The sequence below is a fragment of the Pseudovibrio sp. WM33 genome (assembly GCF_001623165.1).
Lineage (GTDB): Bacteria > Pseudomonadota > Alphaproteobacteria > Rhizobiales > Stappiaceae > Pseudovibrio.
Genome location: NZ_LMCK01000038.1, coordinates 1 through 14,413, shown reverse-complemented (window position 1 = coordinate 14,413; position 14,413 = coordinate 1). Strand labels below are relative to the sequence as shown.

Annotated in this window: 21 protein-coding genes, 1 tRNA gene and 1 pseudogene; 15 read left to right on the top strand and 8 right to left on the bottom strand. The window is 50.6% G+C overall.

Features of this window, described 5'->3' with window-relative positions; translation table 11 throughout:
• Positions 1-32: 32 nt before the first annotated feature.
• Both PsWM33_RS27650 and PsWM33_RS07820 read right to left on the bottom strand, forming a co-directional pair.
• On the bottom strand, positions 33-197 hold the full coding sequence (locus PsWM33_RS27650) for a hypothetical protein (protein ID WP_206598987.1): 165 nt from the start codon (positions 195-197) through the stop codon (positions 33-35).
• A 219-nt stretch (positions 198-416) separates the two neighbouring features.
• Positions 417-1,766: pseudogene (locus tag PsWM33_RS07820) on the bottom strand (IS3 family transposase).
• A 436-nt stretch (positions 1,767-2,202) separates the two neighbouring features.
• Between PsWM33_RS07820 and PsWM33_RS07815 the strand changes: the two are divergent.
• A tRNA-Ser gene (locus tag PsWM33_RS07815) sits at positions 2,203-2,292 on the top strand.
• A gap of 103 nt (positions 2,293-2,395) precedes the next feature.
• Positions 2,396-3,733, top strand: coding sequence for a tyrosine-type recombinase/integrase (locus PsWM33_RS07810; RefSeq protein WP_063299800.1), 1,338 nt, complete (start codon positions 2,396-2,398; stop codon positions 3,731-3,733).
• A gap of 174 nt (positions 3,734-3,907) precedes the next feature.
• Here the strand turns inward: PsWM33_RS07810 and PsWM33_RS28765 are convergent, their stop codons facing one another.
• Both PsWM33_RS28765 and PsWM33_RS28365 read right to left on the bottom strand, forming a co-directional pair.
• Positions 3,908-4,474, bottom strand: a complete 567-nt coding sequence (locus tag PsWM33_RS28765) for a DUF2312 domain-containing protein (RefSeq protein ID WP_082826925.1) — start codon at positions 4,472-4,474, stop codon at positions 3,908-3,910.
• Between the two features lie 77 nt (positions 4,475-4,551).
• Complete coding sequence (locus tag PsWM33_RS28365) at positions 4,552-4,917, bottom strand: hypothetical protein (protein ID WP_153039912.1); 366 nt, start codon at positions 4,915-4,917, stop codon at positions 4,552-4,554.
• 382 nt (positions 4,918-5,299) lie between these two features.
• Between PsWM33_RS28365 and PsWM33_RS07795 the strand changes: the two genes are divergently transcribed.
• Positions 5,300-6,001 (top strand): hypothetical protein, encoded by a 702-nt coding sequence (locus PsWM33_RS07795; RefSeq protein WP_153039911.1) that lies wholly within the window; start codon positions 5,300-5,302, stop codon positions 5,999-6,001.
• On the opposite strand, the gene PsWM33_RS07790 is transcribed toward PsWM33_RS07795, so the two are convergent.
• The 3 genes from PsWM33_RS07790 to PsWM33_RS07780 all read right to left on the bottom strand — a co-directional run bounded on the left by PsWM33_RS07790 (position 5,998) and on the right by PsWM33_RS07780 (position 7,257).
• The gene (locus PsWM33_RS07790; protein ID WP_063299797.1) at positions 5,998-6,462 is read right to left on the bottom strand and encodes a hypothetical protein; all 465 of its coding nucleotides are present in this window, start codon (positions 6,460-6,462) and stop codon (positions 5,998-6,000) included. The two genes, PsWM33_RS07795 and PsWM33_RS07790, sit on opposite strands and share 4 nt — an antisense overlap.
• Complete coding sequence (locus PsWM33_RS07785; RefSeq protein WP_063299796.1) at positions 6,459-6,722, bottom strand: hypothetical protein; 264 nt, start codon at positions 6,720-6,722, stop codon at positions 6,459-6,461. The genes PsWM33_RS07790 and PsWM33_RS07785 overlap by 4 nt, the downstream gene beginning before the upstream one ends.
• An 82-nt stretch (positions 6,723-6,804) precedes the next feature.
• Positions 6,805-7,257 (bottom strand): helix-turn-helix transcriptional regulator, encoded by a 453-nt coding sequence (locus PsWM33_RS07780; RefSeq protein ID WP_063299795.1) that lies wholly within the window; start codon positions 7,255-7,257, stop codon positions 6,805-6,807.
• Positions 7,258-7,365: 108 nt separating this feature from the next.
• On the opposite strand from PsWM33_RS07780, the gene PsWM33_RS26725 reads away from it, so the two are divergent.
• The 12 genes from PsWM33_RS26725 (at position 7,366) to PsWM33_RS07730 (ending at position 13,984) form a co-directional block, all read left to right on the top strand.
• The gene (locus PsWM33_RS26725; RefSeq protein ID WP_082826924.1) at positions 7,366-7,575 is read left to right on the top strand and encodes a helix-turn-helix domain-containing protein; all 210 of its coding nucleotides are present in this window, start codon (positions 7,366-7,368) and stop codon (positions 7,573-7,575) included.
• Between the two features lie 91 nt (positions 7,576-7,666).
• Positions 7,667-8,554: a helix-turn-helix domain-containing protein gene (locus PsWM33_RS07775; protein WP_193778374.1), complete on the top strand. Its 888-nt coding sequence runs from the start codon at positions 7,667-7,669 to the stop codon at positions 8,552-8,554.
• A gap of 4 nt (positions 8,555-8,558) precedes the next feature.
• Positions 8,559-9,212: a hypothetical protein gene (locus PsWM33_RS07770; protein ID WP_063299793.1), complete on the top strand. Its 654-nt coding sequence runs from the start codon at positions 8,559-8,561 to the stop codon at positions 9,210-9,212.
• Entirely contained in the window at positions 9,199-9,972 is a 774-nt protein-coding gene (locus tag PsWM33_RS07765; RefSeq protein ID WP_063299792.1) for a hypothetical protein, read from the top strand. Before PsWM33_RS07770 ends, PsWM33_RS07765 begins: the two co-directional genes overlap by 14 nt.
• Positions 9,973-9,998: 26 nt before the next feature.
• Positions 9,999-10,583, top strand: coding sequence for a hypothetical protein (locus PsWM33_RS07760; RefSeq protein ID WP_063299791.1), 585 nt, complete (start codon positions 9,999-10,001; stop codon positions 10,581-10,583).
• 203 nt (positions 10,584-10,786) lie between these two features.
• Positions 10,787-10,954, top strand: a complete 168-nt coding sequence (locus PsWM33_RS27310) for a hypothetical protein (RefSeq protein WP_193778373.1) — start codon at positions 10,787-10,789, stop codon at positions 10,952-10,954.
• Positions 10,955-11,029: 75 nt separating this feature from the next.
• Positions 11,030-11,656 (top strand): hypothetical protein, encoded by a 627-nt coding sequence (locus PsWM33_RS07755; RefSeq protein WP_063299790.1) that lies wholly within the window; start codon positions 11,030-11,032, stop codon positions 11,654-11,656.
• 162 nt (positions 11,657-11,818) lie between these two features.
• Complete coding sequence (locus PsWM33_RS07750) at positions 11,819-12,490, top strand: DUF1441 family protein (RefSeq protein ID WP_063299789.1); 672 nt, start codon at positions 11,819-11,821, stop codon at positions 12,488-12,490.
• A 200-nt stretch (positions 12,491-12,690) separates the two neighbouring features.
• Positions 12,691-12,966, top strand: a complete 276-nt coding sequence (locus PsWM33_RS07745; RefSeq protein WP_063299788.1) for a hypothetical protein — start codon at positions 12,691-12,693, stop codon at positions 12,964-12,966.
• Positions 12,967-13,017: 51 nt separating this feature from the next.
• Positions 13,018-13,269, top strand: coding sequence for a hypothetical protein (locus tag PsWM33_RS07740; RefSeq protein ID WP_063299787.1), 252 nt, complete (start codon positions 13,018-13,020; stop codon positions 13,267-13,269).
• The gene (locus PsWM33_RS07735; protein ID WP_063299786.1) at positions 13,266-13,766 is read left to right on the top strand and encodes a hypothetical protein; all 501 of its coding nucleotides are present in this window, start codon (positions 13,266-13,268) and stop codon (positions 13,764-13,766) included. Before PsWM33_RS07740 ends, PsWM33_RS07735 begins: the two co-directional genes overlap by 4 nt.
• A 23-nt stretch (positions 13,767-13,789) precedes the next feature.
• Positions 13,790-13,984, top strand: a complete 195-nt coding sequence (locus tag PsWM33_RS07730; RefSeq protein WP_063299785.1) for a hypothetical protein — start codon at positions 13,790-13,792, stop codon at positions 13,982-13,984.
• Between the two features lie 20 nt (positions 13,985-14,004).
• Here PsWM33_RS07730 and PsWM33_RS07725 read toward each other — a convergent pair whose 3' ends face one another.
• Entirely contained in the window at positions 14,005-14,190 is a 186-nt protein-coding gene (locus tag PsWM33_RS07725; RefSeq protein ID WP_063299784.1) for a hypothetical protein, read from the bottom strand.
• Positions 14,191-14,413: the final 223 nt, after the last annotated feature.

Below are 14,413 nucleotides of genomic sequence, written 5' to 3'. Positions count from 1 at the left end.
CCCACCTAACCGGGTCAATTTTGCATGCCGATTCACAGTGGTAGATTGGCGAGTGTAACAACCATCTCTGTCGTGATGTTTACCCACTGCGCATCATGTCCTTTGGCTGATGGCAAAAATACTCTATGGCTCATTAAGTCCAGATCATCCGGCACCATTTCAACGGCCTGAGTAATTCTTGAGCCTGTGGTGAACAAGAAAAGAGCCAGCGCCCCCGCGTATGGGTTCGTATACTCCCTGAACTTATCAATCCATTCCCAAGACCCTGGAGACTTTCGTTGTCTACTTTTCTTGCCCCGGATCTCGTCTTGCTCTGCGCGCTCGTCTGAGGTGTGGGCTCCTGTCCGTCGTCGAGTGAAGTTAGACAGAATTAGCTTCTGAGTAGCAGAGTGTTTGGCCCGGTTTGCGTTTTGATTTTAAGCGGCTTGCGCGTGGTAGCGCAAGCGACGGTTTTGAAGAGTTTTCCGTTTAATTATCTGCCTGTGCTCCAGGACCTGCTTATGGCGTCCCCAATAGGCATCAGCCGGGGTTACGTTCCCAAGGCTCTCGTGATAGCGGTGGTGATTATAGTAATCGACGAACCTTTCAATCTGGGCTTCCAGATCCCCTGGCATGTAATAGTTCTCGAGCAGGATGCGGTTCTTCATGGTTTGATGCCAGTGTTCGATCTTGCCTTGGGTTTGCGGATGATAAGGAGCACCCCTGACATGCTTCATATCTTTTTCCTCCAGCCATTCGGCCAGATCTGAGGACAGATTGGATGAGCCATTATCAGAAAGCAGGCGCGGTCACTGAAGCACCTTTGGTTGCTCGCTGCCTGAGGCATCGAGCGCCAACTGAAGAGTGTCGGTGACGTCCTTGGCTTTCATCGTGGTGCACAGCTTCCAGGAAATGCTGTAGCGGGAATAATCATCAAGCACGGTGGACAAATAAAACCACCCCCAGCCTATGATCTTGAAATAGGTGAAGTCGGTTTGCCACTGCTGATTTGGAGCCGTGGTTTTGTCCCTGAACTCATCAGCGGCCTTGATGACCACATAGGCCGGTGAGATAATAAGGTCCTGTGCTTTCAGCAACCGATAGACGGAAGCCACTGAAACAAAATAGCCTTTTGTGTCTGTGAAGCGGACCGCGAGCTCTCGTGTTGACAAACCTGGCTCGTCTAGCGCCATCTCGATAATCTGCGCTCTGATCTCATCGGGAATAGGGTTCCAGACCTTGGCGGGACGTGAAACTCTGTCCTCCAACGCTTCAACGCCGCCTTCCAGATAGCGATCATACCAAACATAGAACGTTGAGCGTGGAATACCCAGCAGCTCCAACGTGCGCTTGATTGGCTGATGTGATCCTTCAACCAACCGGATAATCTCCAACTTCTCGTGGCGGGATATCTCATTCGTCGTCTCCCCCATCCTCGAGCATGCTTTTTTAAGAAGCCGCAGCTCCAGAGCTTGTTCGGCGACCTCCTCCTTGAGATCGCGTGCTTCTTTGCGCAGCACCTTGACCTCACCGGTGCTGGCCTGACGGGTTGTATCAGCAGCAAGTCGCTTCTTACCAGCTTCCAGAAACGCCTTCGACCAGCTGTAGTAAAGCCCCAGTGAGATGCCCTCTTGTCGGCACAACTCGGCAATACTGTCCTCACCGCGCAGTCCAGCCAGAACGATAAGGATCTTGTCTTCAGTGGAATAGCACTTTCGGGTCTTGCGCCGGATGTCTTTAACCGCCTTCTCAGCTGCAGCGCTGGCGGTCCTTGTGTATTGCCCCATTGTTCACTCCTAATCTAGTGATCATGGGCCAAAACACTCCCTTACTCAAATCGATCGATCTGTCCATAAGGCGTCGCCGACAAACACTGGTGTTTGGGCTAGGGCAGGCTGCATCGAAAAAAATGCAAGAGCCGCAGCAATCGCACTAAATTTCATTCCTCACCTATGAAAACACATCATACGAGAAAATAGAGCTATCGTCGGCTTATGGTTGTGTCAATCGGTTGGCTGGTCGCGCTTAAGTGCAGGGGAACTCCGCTCTTTTGACCAAACCAAGAACAGAATTGTTTGGGTTTTGTTTGAATTATCCTGCAAATCACGTTTCGTTCCTTGCATGTTCTTGCAAGCACTTACGAATATAGATCGTGGGGAAAAACTGAAAAAAGATCAAAACGGCCTTGAACTACGGTCAGTTAGTGAGTAGTAACCACCTCAAGGACACGTGGCCGAGTGGTCGAAGGCGCTCCCCTGCTAAGGGAGTAGGCCCGGAAGGGTCTCGAGGGTTCGAATCCCTCCGTGTCCGCCATCTTCCCTTTACAGTTATTGATATCATTGAAATAACGCGGATTTGCTAACGCATATGTTACCCGTTATGTTACCTGCTTGGGGTAACAAACTAGGTGTGCATCATGGGGCGTTCTGTTGGGAGTGGAAACCCTGATTATCTAACTGTCAAAAATGGCTACTGGCATTTCGTGCGCAGAGTACCTGATTTTTTTAAAAGGTATGACAAGCGAACTTTTGCGCGTTCTTCTACCGGAATCAAAGTGGCAGATGACCCAAAGGGCGCAAAGGCTGCCCGGGTTGCCGCACGATTAAATCAAGATACAGAAGAATATTGGCAGGCTCTGGTTGATGGGCGGGCAAGTGATGCGCGTAAGCGCTATGAGGCCGCCCGCAGGCGTGCACGTTCGCTTGGATTTGATTATGTGACTGCTGATGATTTGGCGGCGCGGCCGTTGGATGAACTTCTATCACGCCTAGCGGTTCTCAGATCACCTGATAAAGCTCCCCCCGCTTCTGATGTTGCTGCCGTGTTAGGTGGTGAGCCGGTGCCGCAGGTCGCATTGCAAGATCTGTATATTGAGTATGAGAAAACTCAGAAAACCTATCTCAAAGACTTGTCAAATGATCAAAAACGCCGCTGGAAGAACGCAAAAGTTCTGGCGCTGAAAAGTCTTGTTTCCTTGGTTGGTGAAAAACCAATTGCTGAGTTGTCGCGCTCTGATGCTATCGATTATCGCGAGTGGCTTCAGGACCGGGCGGCGATTGGTGCGATTAAGATAGCCACTGCAAACAAGCAGATTGGGCATATAAACAAAATGTTCCGAACGGTTATCAGGCATTTTCGTTTGGAGCTTGCATCACCTTTTTCTGAACTTCGTTTGGAGGGGGCTAAAACGGAACAGAGATATCCATTTGATCCGGGTTTTGTGCAGTCCAATTTATTGGCAACCGGTGCATTGGACGGATTGAACATAGAAGCGCGTTGCATCTTGTATCTGATGGTGGAAACTGGTGTTCGTTTGTCAGAGGCCGCAAACCTTACTGCAGAGACAATTTTTCTAGATGTAGAGGTGCCGCATATTGAAATTAAGCCGGTGGGCCGTGTTCTTAAAACGGAGCACACAGCGCGTACGATTCCGCTTGTTGGTGTGTCTTTGATGGCTATGAAGGAATGCAGCAAGGGATTTCCGAGATATCTTGATAGTTCTGCAACGCTTTCCAGCACCGTGAACAAGTTTCTGCTGCAGAATAAATTGCGTCCAGATCCAGAAAAGCATTCAGCGTATAGCTTGCGTCATACATTTGAAGACCGTTTAACGGCGGTTGAGATCCCAGAAAAAATTCAGGCAATGTTGATGGGGCATCAATACCAGCGGCCCCGTTATGGGCATGGCCCAACTTTGGAGCATAAAAGAGAATGGCTTCAACGGATCGCGTTCAAACCACCTTCAAGGGTTTGAGGTGAGTGCATATTCAGAAACTGGGTTGCTCTGTCACGTGGTGAGCTGCTATTTAGTTCCGCTTCCAACCTATCAAAAATAGGCGCGTATTGCTCGCCATACTCGACAACGAGCCACGCCGCAAAGCGCGTTGCTTGTTCCAGTTCTTGATAGGTTGGGCTGTTTCTCATGAGCTTATTGCGCGTCTGTATTGTCTTGAGCTGCTAGAAAAGCTGTTTGCATCTGCCAGCCTTGTTCCCACTTTTTGAAGCGTGGATCTTCGGTGGTGTATGGGTTGTCTGTTATCAGCTTGCCTGCACTTGAGGCGTCCACGCCAAGCTGCTGGCTTTCGTCCATCTCACCGTCAGTTAAGCCTAGGGCATGCAAATAGAGATCAAAGAGGGCTTCTTGCTCTTCACGCTCTGAGGGCTTTTGCGCCTTGAACTTTAAGACTTTCGCAATAGTGGCTTTGTCAAATCCGCAGCCCTTCGCTTCCGCGTAAACGTCTTTAATGTCGCTGGCGATGATTTGTTTTTCACCTTCCAGCCGTTCAATGCCATCAATGAAACTTCGCAGATGATCTGCTGCAACGCCTGCGCTGTTAGAGCCGGTTTGCGTTTTAGCCGGAGTTGCTTTCTTTGGTGCAGCCTTTGTAGGGGTGGTTTTCGCCTTTGGCTTTGCTTCTGCAGTTTTGGTGCTCTGGGCTTGCTTGTTGCCTTCCGGGGCACTCTCTGCCTCCGGTGTAATTTTGCGGGGTGCCATAATGTGACCTCATGAAATGAAAAGGCCGCCCCATTGCTGGGGCGGTAAGTTGGTGGGGAGGGGTGTAGGCTGCCTGATTAGCTGGCAGTTGCCTTGTGGTGCTCACAAAGGGATTCCGCGTCAGAGGCGAGCTTTGCTATGTTGTCCAGTAGTCCGGTGGTAAAGGCTTCTCCGGCAACAATCGCGACAAGTCGATTTGCCGCTTTCAGAGCTGCTGTTACTTTCTCAAAATCATCTAGTGGGGCTGTCCAGATACTTGCCGAAATTGCCTGCAGGTTCTCTTCAACTTCACCGGAGATGGTTTCGTGGGTCATTTCGTTGTGGAGCCGTTTTGCCGCCGCGTCTCTGTTCTGGTAATGCCGGGTTTCGGCAGTACCTTTGCACTCAGTAGTTGTGGGTGCGGTTGCAGCTGTTGTTTCGGAAGTGCTGTGCTGATCGACCATTTCAAGTTCTCCTAGTAGAGTTAAATCGGATTCCGCGACCACTGCTTGCGCGGGTTTTAAATCAGTTGTGAGGTAGACAATTCGCACCGCTGAGAGGGCGGCGTTGTTGTCGACAATTCCAAAATTTACACCGCAATCGACTGGCGGTGATTTCATCTTCACTTCTGCGCCCGGAGGGAAGCGAAACCTTTTCGCCCTAAACTCTGTGAGCCGTTGGCGAGCCTCCTGCTGTTTCAATCTCATAGCGCCTCACTGCTGAAACGTTATGAGCAGATGATGCGCAACGCATCTTGTTTAGTCAAGAATGATGCGCTACAAAAAATTCATTACGAATTATTTGAGTGTTGACAGTTTTGGAGAGTCGAAAGGGAGGCTTATTGAAATGTTTGATGATTTTGAGTTTCGATTTGCACTGCATAATGCAAGCAATGTTGTGCGTTCCGCACTGTATAATCGCGGTGTAACTGTGGAAGTCGGCTGCGACTTTCAGGCTGTAGAGGGGCGTCTGCCCGTAAGTAAGAGCGGATTAACACCGCATTTTACGCCTAATTTTCAAGAGTTTGGCGAAGGTGAGCGATTCTATTTTGTATTGCGGCCTATTGGATCAAGGAAGGTTGTGGGCTTTGTTGCGGTGCAGTTTGTTGAGCTGGCGGGTAAAAGCTTGCTGGATTACCTCAAGCATTCTTGGGCTCGTCTTTACTGTGATGAGGAAGGCAAGCGAATTGAGTTTGCAGGCACTCAACCGGAGCTGCTTGCACAGGTAAGTGGCAAGGTGGCTTATCTCGGAGATTTGTGGATCTTGGAGGGCTATAGGAAGCAGGGCTTTGCAAGGTATCTGGTGGTACTTGCGCAGCTTATGACTTATGACCTTCAGGGGGTGGATTGGGTGTTTAGCTGGATGCATAGGGCGCATTTTTTTGCAGGGAATGCGGCTCGCTGGGGATTTAGTCATGCACACCCAGAGGGGCTGCGTTTTGTGCGGCCTCCACGCCAGTTTAGTAAGGGCTTGGTGTTTGTCGCTAACTCAAAGCCTGAATTGATGGACTTGATTAGGCAATATTCCAGCCGTGAAAATGCTGCCTAAGTCTCTCTGCTGTATATGAGATTTAGCTGGATGCCTGTTCTGGTTATAACCGGCAAAATCAAGCGCGTGTAACACCAGTACTGCTGTTGTGTTGCCGCGCTTATGTGCGTTCCGATGTGGTCCAGTTGAGGTTTTAGATGGATCTGGGCAGACCAATAGCTTTCAGCAACGTAGCTGCAGAACCTTTTGGGCATGTGCGCTTTTGCGTGGGCTGTATCGTGCGCCCAAAGCTCACCAAAGGCGCTGCGGGCAAGTGTTTTTCTGCCAATCATCAAAAGTTCAGGGGAATCCCCTAAGCGCTGTGTAGTTTGACTTAATAACAGGTGCGGGGTGTACTGTATAAACTCTTGATCTAAATTACCTTTTCGTGCTTTCCATATCCTAAAAAGCTGGCTGGCAATGGGATTTTTCATATCGCATTCAAGTGTGCGAAGCGGTAGTGATTCCAGAAACTCTTTCATTGAGGGACCTCTGAAAATTTCAGGGATAGTTGAGCGTAGATAATGAGAGGGCGTAGCTTTGAAATAAGCGCATGTTTCTGTGCGTCAGATAGTGAACTTATGTTTGATGCATAAAATTCATTATTGGAAATCATTGTTGCGGCCGCGTCTAGGCCGTATTCATCCAGTTTCGCGAATGCTTCGAAAAGCGCTTCATCAACTGAGAGCCGTTTGAAACCCGCAATAATCTGCGGGGTGAACAAGCATTCAATATCTTCCATTTCACCACGTCCATTTGCGTTGAAAAGTTTTCGTGCTTGGGTGAAATGTCAAGGCAATAAGTAAAATAAATTAATCTTATCGTTATTCGGTTGGCGTGTCTTCCTTTCTCTTAAGCGCAACCTTGTATATTGTTTCTGTTAGTGTCATTAAGTCTTCAATACTGCCATAGCCACCAAGTAAACTACTTTCCAACTTTTGAGCTTCTTCTAGTGAGCGTAGAAATAAACCACGGTCAAGCTTGTTGGATTCCGGCCGGGTGCTGTTGGTTAACAGCGTCTTAACCAGCTCTGCAGTGTCTGGGCTTCCAGGCTTTGGCGAGTTTGCTTGCGTTGGCTCTGTGCCATACAGCAACCACTCAGCGGAAACGCTAAATGCGTTTGCGTACTTCTGCGCTGCTTCTGGACCTATGCCACGGTTGCCATTTTCATGCGCAATGTAGGTAACACGGTTTATCCCCATGCTGTGCGCTGCTTCCGTAGCTTTCTTATATCCGGCGGCTTTGCGCGCCTGTTTGAGTCGTTCAGATGGTTTCATGCGAGCTTTATAGCATAATTTGTGATGCGTTGGGCCTTGACATGTTTTCAAACACGATCTCTAAATAATACGTAACGCATCATTTTGGAAACCTAGGATTGTCGTACGATGACAATTGACCCGCGATTTATCAGGCATACCGCGAAATTGAGCGAACGCCAAATGGCAAAAGAGCTTGGTTGCGCACAATCAACTGTTTCGCGCATTGAAAACGGCACTCTAGCTTTAACGGATCGCCTGATTAACGCCTATGAAGGTTTCTTGAAGAGACAGGAAACACCCGGAGGTGCGGCAACCTCCACCCGCTCAGATTTTTAGCTGAGTGGGCATGATGCAGCGCCGGGGAACGAGGCTCCGGCGCTGCACCAATCAACACAACTTTAGATTTTATTGCTTTGGAGGTTTTAAAATGCCTAGTCCCGGAGACGGTTCCCGTTTGTCTATTATCCCGGCCGGTGTGTTTCGAGATTTAACTTTGCGGCCACGCGATATTCAGGTGCTGGGCGTCCTGTGCTGCTCCACTGATGGCAATGGTTTGACGTGGCGCAGCCAAGTGAAGATGGCCCGCCAGCTGGGCGTTGTGCGTTACACAATTCAAAAGGCGATCAGCAACCTTGTGGCTGCTGGTTGGTTGAAGATTTTGCGTGGTGAGCGCCCTGATGGTGGTGACTGCTCCCATACCTACAAGGTGATCAATAAGGATCAGGTAGACTGTGAAGAGCCGGACTTGATGGAGAGCGGCCCAATTGGCGAGCATGTGGTCGCTCAGAGGGAAAAAGAAAAGGCCAAATATAGGCAGGGGGTGCCTCCAAAATTAGACACCTATAAGAACGAGTCCTTAAAAACTAAAGATGAAGAAGAACAAACGGCTGCGAGTAGGTCTTTTAGCAGAAATGCTGAGGACACTCAGCACCCGACTGAGGATGTGGAGGGCATAGGGCAGCGCTTCATCGTGCCTTTGAAGGAGTTTTTACGCAAAATTGGGCTAGATCCGACTGCAGGGCGCTTGCGGGGCGGCCTTGAGCCTGCTTGGGGTTGGGCCGTGAATGGGTGTGATCTTGAGTTAGACGTGAAGCCCACCTTGCACATGGTTCTTGGGGCCGCGCCTGACCCTGTGAGAAGCTTAAATTATTTCACGCGGGCCGTGTTAGCCGCCAAAAACAGCCGTTTAGAGCAGGGTCAGCTCAATCCAAAGTTCATTCCAGATGGTCGCAAGGCGGCGCAAGCGCGGGCACGGAAATGTGCTGCAGATGAGCGGGCAACCAATGCCGCTATAGATCGCGTTTTTGGAGGGTGAAGCCATGGCAGCGCCCGGCGATCTTGTGAAAACCTGTTTTATTGAGCCCATGCAGGGCAGCTTTAAGAAAACACCCGGCACCAACCCGGAGGCGTATTTTTCCAGCCTTTCGGTAAAGCTCTCGGGGTTTTCTGATGATGTGTTGAAGGCGGCGGCGTCCAGCCTGATTGAGCGGGCAACCTCTTCAACATGGCCTTATGTGGGAACAATCACAGCGGCTTGCAAATCAGCACAGGAACGATTGAGCGCCAAGGATTCCGGGCAGTCTAACCCGGTGCGGGCTGGGTATCCGTGGCCGGAGGATGTGGCGGTGCGGGTTTTGATCAATCAGGATGCAAAGCTTGCCACGTCTGCGGCGTTGGCTGGCTGGCATGCTGACCTGATTGATTTTGTGCGCAGAGAAAAACGGGTGCCTTCCATGGAGGAAGTGGAACCGTTTGTTGTGGCCACACTGCAGCGGGATGCCCGCATAGAAAAGCAGATGGAAGAAGCGCTGGACGTTCTCAGAGGAGAGTACAACAGCAAGCTTGAAAAACTACCGGCAAATCATCGCGTTCAAATCATGGCGAGTTCGATAGCGAACCGCAGGAACAGGCTTGCCGTAATGATCGCAGAAGAGATTGAGGCACGTGAAGAGGTGGCAGATGACCAGTTGTAAGCCAAGCCGGAAGAGCAGGAAACCTGTAGAGGATAAGAATATCTACACACGCGCAAGCGCGTTGGAGCACATGCGCAGCAAAGGATTGCTTTCAGATCTGCAATACCGGGTTGCCTGTCAGATCAGCGCCTTAATGGTGGAGCAAGGCGGGCAAACAAGATCTATTGACTATGCGCAGCCGGTTGTTGATGGGGGCGGTGTTGATCGCGATTGGTTACTTGTGAGCACTACCGATGCAGCCCGCAAAATCAAAGAAATTGCGCAGGCGCTTGGTCCTGATCAAGCCGTTGTCGTGTTCTCCATCGCCGGGCGCTCCATGTCCACAAATGAAGTCGCCTTGCTTTTTGAAGAAAGCAGAGAGCGCCGGGAAACCGCAAAACCACTTCGCAAAACTCAGGATTATGTAAGGCAGTTGCTGCGGGACGGTTTAACCCGTGCGGCCTTCCACTTGGGTTTGGCTGTAACCGCGCCGGATACCCTTGTAGGCAAGCGCCTGCGGATCTGGCGAAACTTGGGAGGTGAACCCATGGAAGACCTGCAGAAGACGCCAACGGAGGGCGAGTTCCTAAGTTGCATGGGCGCACGATTCATACAGCGGGCTGGGCTGAGTGAGGCTGAGGCAGAAAAGTATGCCCGACTAACTTTGGTTGCTTACTACAATGATGAAGGGTGCCAGTTTGGGGCAGAAGGGCACCAATGGGATAAGCAACAAGCTGAGTACTTGGCAGATGAAGAGTTAGACTGCTGGAGGGATAGCTAATGTTGGCTAAAGATTAGAGGTGCTGCATGGGCAAGCACTCAGATTTTCCGCGCCGCAAGTTTGATCAATATTTCACTTGGGATACACGGGCAGGGCAGGCAATTGCGCCTTTTCTTGAGGGTATAGAGACATACTGCGAGCCATGCGCCGGGCGTGGGGATCTGATAGGGCAGCTAGACGCCTTAGGGCTTGAGTGTCTGGCTGCCTATGATCTGGACCCAAAGCGCCGGGGGATCATAAAGAAGAACGCCTTTAGGCTCACAAGAGAAGACCTGCAGGGAGCGCAGGTGATCTTCACCAATCCACCATGGACCCGGCGACTGCTACACGCCTTGATACTGCATTTGTGCCAATTGGCTCCAACTTGGCTACTTTTCGATTCGGATTGGCTTTTTTCTCTGCAATCTCAGAGGTTTATGCAATATTGTACTGATGTTGTCCCCATTGGGAAGATGCGGTGGGTTGAAGGAACCCCGGATGATGAGAAAGGAAATTCAGCTTGGTTTAAGTTTGATGTTCAGAACCAGAAACCAACAATATTTCATAGCCGTAGGAAGTTTGTATATGGGCTGGATCTTAAAGACTACATAGCGGAGCCGCTGCTGTTGTGAGCTGGTGGGGTTGACGTGTGAACACTCAAAGTACAATACTCATCTACATTGGAATTTAGCGCCTTCAAGCCTGCACGGCTTGGGGCGCTTTTTCGTGGGGCCTGTGCTATCGTATTTTACGCCAGCAACTTCTAGGAGATGTAGAAAATATCCCGTGTCCTATAGTGGACCTCTGTTGCATTGTTTCAATGTGTGAGGGTGAAATGGGATTTTTGGTTTTTGTGCTCGGTGTAGCGGTTACAACGGCAGTTATCGGAACTTCCAAAAACCGTAGCTTCTTTGGTTGGCTCACGCTTGGGCTTTTCTTCTCTCTGTTTGCGCTGATTGCCGTTTGTGCCATGCCAGCGCTGAGAGAGAGAAAGTATCTCTGAAAATTCTTATGTGACTGTGCTGAAGCAAAGCGCTTTCAGGTTGCCGCCTGAGGGTGCTTTTTTGTTGGGGCCGCTATGATCCGTTACACCGCAAACTTTGATGAAGTCACAAGAGGGCTGACCAAAGCAGAACAACGGCAAGTGCCTTTTGCTATCAGCCTAGCGCTGAATTACACGGTGGAGGATATCAAGGCCAACACCGAAAAGGGGTTGGGCAGGCGGTTAGATCGCCCCACACCCTTCACCAAGCGCGGCCTTGCTCTGAAACGGGCAAGTAAGCGCAACCTTTCGGCAGTGGTCTTCTTCAAGGACAGGCAGGCGGAATATTTGGAGAAGCAGGAGAAGGGAGGAACCAGAAGGCCAAAGCGGAAAGCGCTGGCGGTTCCATTCTCACAGCGGCTTAACAAGTACGGCAACCTACCACGGCGCAGTATTGACCGGCTGTTGAAACGCCCGGATGTGTTCCAAGGCGAAATAAACGGTGTTGAGGGAATCTGGCAGCGCCCACGGCGCGGCAAACGTCGCAACGGATCGCGTGGCACTAAAGGCAGCTCAGGTCTGAAGCTGTTGATTGCTTATGAAAAGAGCGCAGACTATCAACCGCGCCTGCGCTTTCGGGAGGGCGCACGCAAGACTGCAGACGCCCGGATAAAGCACAACTTCCGGCGAGCTATGCGAAAGGCAATCCTGACTGCCCATTAAAATTTGGGGGTATAAATTCATACCCTGAAAAAGCTTTGGGTCCTTCCTGGGCATGCCCCGGCCTGCGGGTAGTTCGAGACTACGGGACGTTGGTTTGTGTGGGGTGCGGGAACACTTGGTGTTTAGGTTTCTGTTGTTGTTCTAACTGGTGAGGGGGCGCGTATGGATGATGTTGAACGTGATCCGCTCCCTGATGGTGTGGAAGAGCAAGCCGCAATGGTTGAACGCTATCCGCTGCCTGATGGTGTAGAAGATGTGGTGGTAAACAAGCGCCACCTTGCTGCAGCATTTCAGAAGAGTTTGCCCACCATTGATCAATGGATTTCTGAAGGGATGCCTTTTGAAAGCAAGGGCACCAACGGGCAGGCTTACGAATTTCGGTTTTCGGTTTGCTATGCGTGGCAGAAAGCAAGAGAAGCTGCGGAAGCTGCAGAAGAAGAGAAGATCCAAAAGAATATTCGCCAAATGCAAATGGCCTTGCTTGGTGGCGGATCTGGCAGTTCTGAAATGGCGCTTACGCCAAAGCAGCGCAAGGAACTTTACGAAACAGAGGCAGCCTATAACAAGCTTGCACAATCGCGTGGTGAGTTGATCGCTCGTGCTGATGTGGTGGCGATGCTGGAACGGACTTTCTCAGCGGTTCGTAATGCGGTTAACGGCATGCCTGACCGGTTGTCTAGGGATGTTGGTTTAGATGGTCGCCAGTCAGAGGCAGCGGTTGTTGTTGCTGATGATCTTCTGGCGGAACTTCACCGGGAGCTTTCTGAATTCATGCAGGGAATGAGTGCAGAAGAAAACACCGGGCAGGCTGCCATGATGGAAGCTGCAGAGTAGTTGCTTAGCTGTGATTTGAGATCGCACAGCACCATTAAGAATACATTCCAGTAAGAACCCTTTTGCCTCCTTCCTTTCGGTTCATTGCGATGCTGGTTTGTGTGCTTGTGGTGGTCTGGCGATGCCGAGGACGGAAGGCTTGTGCCGTGACAGCCCGGAGAGACGGGCACCTTTCTTTTAGTTTTGAAGATGAGGCGATTATGGGAAGCATACGGGACCGGGTTGAAGAGCAGCACCGCGATGAAATGCACCGGGCGAATGAGCGCGGCCGCATTGGTGCGGCTATTGGCAGTTTAGCCCACCGGATGAGAAACCGCATGTTTGCCTGCATTGATACAAAATCCGGCTGGGATGATCGCCACCAGATGCCAGATGCTGAGCTGCAAAAGAAGCTGCAGGCAGCCGTGATTGATCGGGATTGGGTTTCCGTCGCGAATTACGCCATGATGGCGGATTTTCGTGCGAAGGGGCAGTAGAGAGTTTCTGCCAAGTAGATAAGTAACTTATGTAGCGCCGGAGGTTTGGTGATGTCTGTGAGAGCAGTTGTTGAACTTAAGCTTGAAGTTCGTGTTTCCAGTGCTTGGAATGAGACAACGACAATGAAGCAAATCAATCAACAGGCGAGAGACGAAGCCGTTGGGCTTGCTGAAAAACTGGCTGCACAGGCTCCTGAGGTGCGCCTTTTGAAAGGTGCGCAGGTTACTGCAGTTGTTGCAGATAATCGTGATGCATTTGAATTAGCAGTAAGTAAGTCAGATAAGCCGATGGAACTGAAATGACCAATGAAGCCAGCCGGAGGGTTTGTTTTAAGTGTGTTGATTGTGGTTCTCCAATTCGGGAGGGTGATCAGTATCAGCAAAGTGTTGGTACACCGCCATTTTGCGTCAAGTGTGCTCTGACCTATCGAGATCTGCAGGACGTGCCGCAAGGTTGGGTAGGAGACAAGCGGCAAGAGCTGCCGCCGGAAACCATTTTCCAGCATGTTCAAGCTTATATCAGCAAAGGTGGTTCGTTGGATGATGGGGCGTTTCTGCTTACAGCTGGGGAAGTGTTTGCAAGCTTAGCTGATTTACCGCACATGCCTGCCAGACTTTTGCCCGATGTTGGCATGCAAGATCTGAACAGAGCGGTTGAGTTGGAGATGATATCTAAAGAGTTGGACCGGCTGATGCTCGTTATTGAGACCTCTGTCAGATGGCAAGAGGGAAGGCAGAGCGAAAACTATCAGACCGTCCTAACTCTTCTTCACCGAAACAAAGCCGTGCAAGGCAAGTAGTTTACAAGGCCGGAGATTTTAGAATGTTGAGAGATGGTATTCAATTGAATGTGAGAGCGGCAAAGCACGGCTTTATTGCTGCTATTGCTGACCGTGAACCGAGTTGCTCAGGTGAAGAAATTGTGGCGCTTTCTAAGACTGAAATGCAGGGCCTATTAGAAAAAGAAATGAGCAAGCGCATTGCAGCCGTTTTGAAAGAGCTGCCAGACCCGGAGTAATCCGGGCCGCTTGGTTGGCTCTACTCAAAGCTGGTTTTAATCATCCTAGCGCCTTGGCGCATTACTAGGGCTTTGTTGTGGTGGATGCCTAACGCTGCATTGTATGCGGCGTCTGCGATGGAGAAATGCCCGGCTTCGGCAACGGTTTCAACCGGGCGGTTTTCTTGTGTATCCCAGATTTGAACTTTGAATTTGTGATCTGTCATCTTGGCAACCTCGCTTTGCGATGTTCTTTAAATGTTCTCCTTCAAAAAATCAATCTAGGGGTTGTCATGAGGTATGCGGATTTTCAACTTCCACCCCGTTCTCATGGCTGGCGGCCGCCTGCATATGCGAGTGCAGCCGGGTGCCTTGCCGATGCTTTACCAATCCTTGCGCCGGTGCGGCGCATGTCGGTTTCAAGTTGGGCAGGTGGTGAGCGCAAGCTGC

What these genes read in the sequence shown, in the direction of transcription:
- PsWM33_RS07795 (WP_153039911.1), top strand. Translation starts at nt 5,300, where the DNA reads ATGTTTGATGATTTTGAGTTTCGATTTGCACTGCATAATGCAAGCAAT.
- PsWM33_RS07745 (WP_063299788.1), top strand. Translation starts at nt 12,691, where the DNA reads ATGGGAAGCATACGGGACCGGGTTGAAGAGCAGCACCGCGATGAAATG.
- PsWM33_RS26725 (WP_082826924.1), top strand. Translation starts at nt 7,366, where the DNA reads ATGACAATTGACCCGCGATTTATCAGGCATACCGCGAAATTGAGCGAA.
- PsWM33_RS07790 (WP_063299797.1), bottom strand. Translation starts at nt 6,462, where the DNA reads ATGAAAGAGTTTCTGGAATCACTACCGCTTCGCACACTTGAATGCGAT.
- PsWM33_RS07760 (WP_063299791.1), top strand. Translation starts at nt 9,999, where the DNA reads ATGGGCAAGCACTCAGATTTTCCGCGCCGCAAGTTTGATCAATATTTC.
- PsWM33_RS07785 (WP_063299796.1), bottom strand. Translation starts at nt 6,722, where the DNA reads ATGGAAGATATTGAATGCTTGTTCACCCCGCAGATTATTGCGGGTTTC.
- PsWM33_RS07755 (WP_063299790.1), top strand. Translation starts at nt 11,030, where the DNA reads ATGATCCGTTACACCGCAAACTTTGATGAAGTCACAAGAGGGCTGACC.
- PsWM33_RS28765 (WP_082826925.1), bottom strand. Translation starts at nt 4,474, where the DNA reads ATGGCACCCCGCAAAATTACACCGGAGGCAGAGAGTGCCCCGGAAGGC.
- PsWM33_RS07750 (WP_063299789.1), top strand. Translation starts at nt 11,819, where the DNA reads ATGGATGATGTTGAACGTGATCCGCTCCCTGATGGTGTGGAAGAGCAA.
- PsWM33_RS07775 (WP_193778374.1), top strand. Translation starts at nt 7,667, where the DNA reads ATGCCTAGTCCCGGAGACGGTTCCCGTTTGTCTATTATCCCGGCCGGT.
- PsWM33_RS28365 (WP_153039912.1), bottom strand. Translation starts at nt 4,917, where the DNA reads ATGGTCGATCAGCACAGCACTTCCGAAACAACAGCTGCAACCGCACCC.
- PsWM33_RS27310 (WP_193778373.1), top strand. Translation starts at nt 10,787, where the DNA reads ATGGGATTTTTGGTTTTTGTGCTCGGTGTAGCGGTTACAACGGCAGTT.
- PsWM33_RS07740 (WP_063299787.1), top strand. Translation starts at nt 13,018, where the DNA reads ATGTCTGTGAGAGCAGTTGTTGAACTTAAGCTTGAAGTTCGTGTTTCC.
- PsWM33_RS07765 (WP_063299792.1), top strand. Translation starts at nt 9,199, where the DNA reads ATGACCAGTTGTAAGCCAAGCCGGAAGAGCAGGAAACCTGTAGAGGAT.
- PsWM33_RS07780 (WP_063299795.1), bottom strand. Translation starts at nt 7,257, where the DNA reads ATGAAACCATCTGAACGACTCAAACAGGCGCGCAAAGCCGCCGGATAT.
- PsWM33_RS07735 (WP_063299786.1), top strand. Translation starts at nt 13,266, where the DNA reads ATGACCAATGAAGCCAGCCGGAGGGTTTGTTTTAAGTGTGTTGATTGT.
- PsWM33_RS07730 (WP_063299785.1), top strand. Translation starts at nt 13,790, where the DNA reads ATGTTGAGAGATGGTATTCAATTGAATGTGAGAGCGGCAAAGCACGGC.
- PsWM33_RS07725 (WP_063299784.1), bottom strand. Translation starts at nt 14,190, where the DNA reads ATGACAGATCACAAATTCAAAGTTCAAATCTGGGATACACAAGAAAAC.
- PsWM33_RS07810 (WP_063299800.1), top strand. Translation starts at nt 2,396, where the DNA reads ATGGGGCGTTCTGTTGGGAGTGGAAACCCTGATTATCTAACTGTCAAA.
- PsWM33_RS07770 (WP_063299793.1), top strand. Translation starts at nt 8,559, where the DNA reads ATGGCAGCGCCCGGCGATCTTGTGAAAACCTGTTTTATTGAGCCCATG.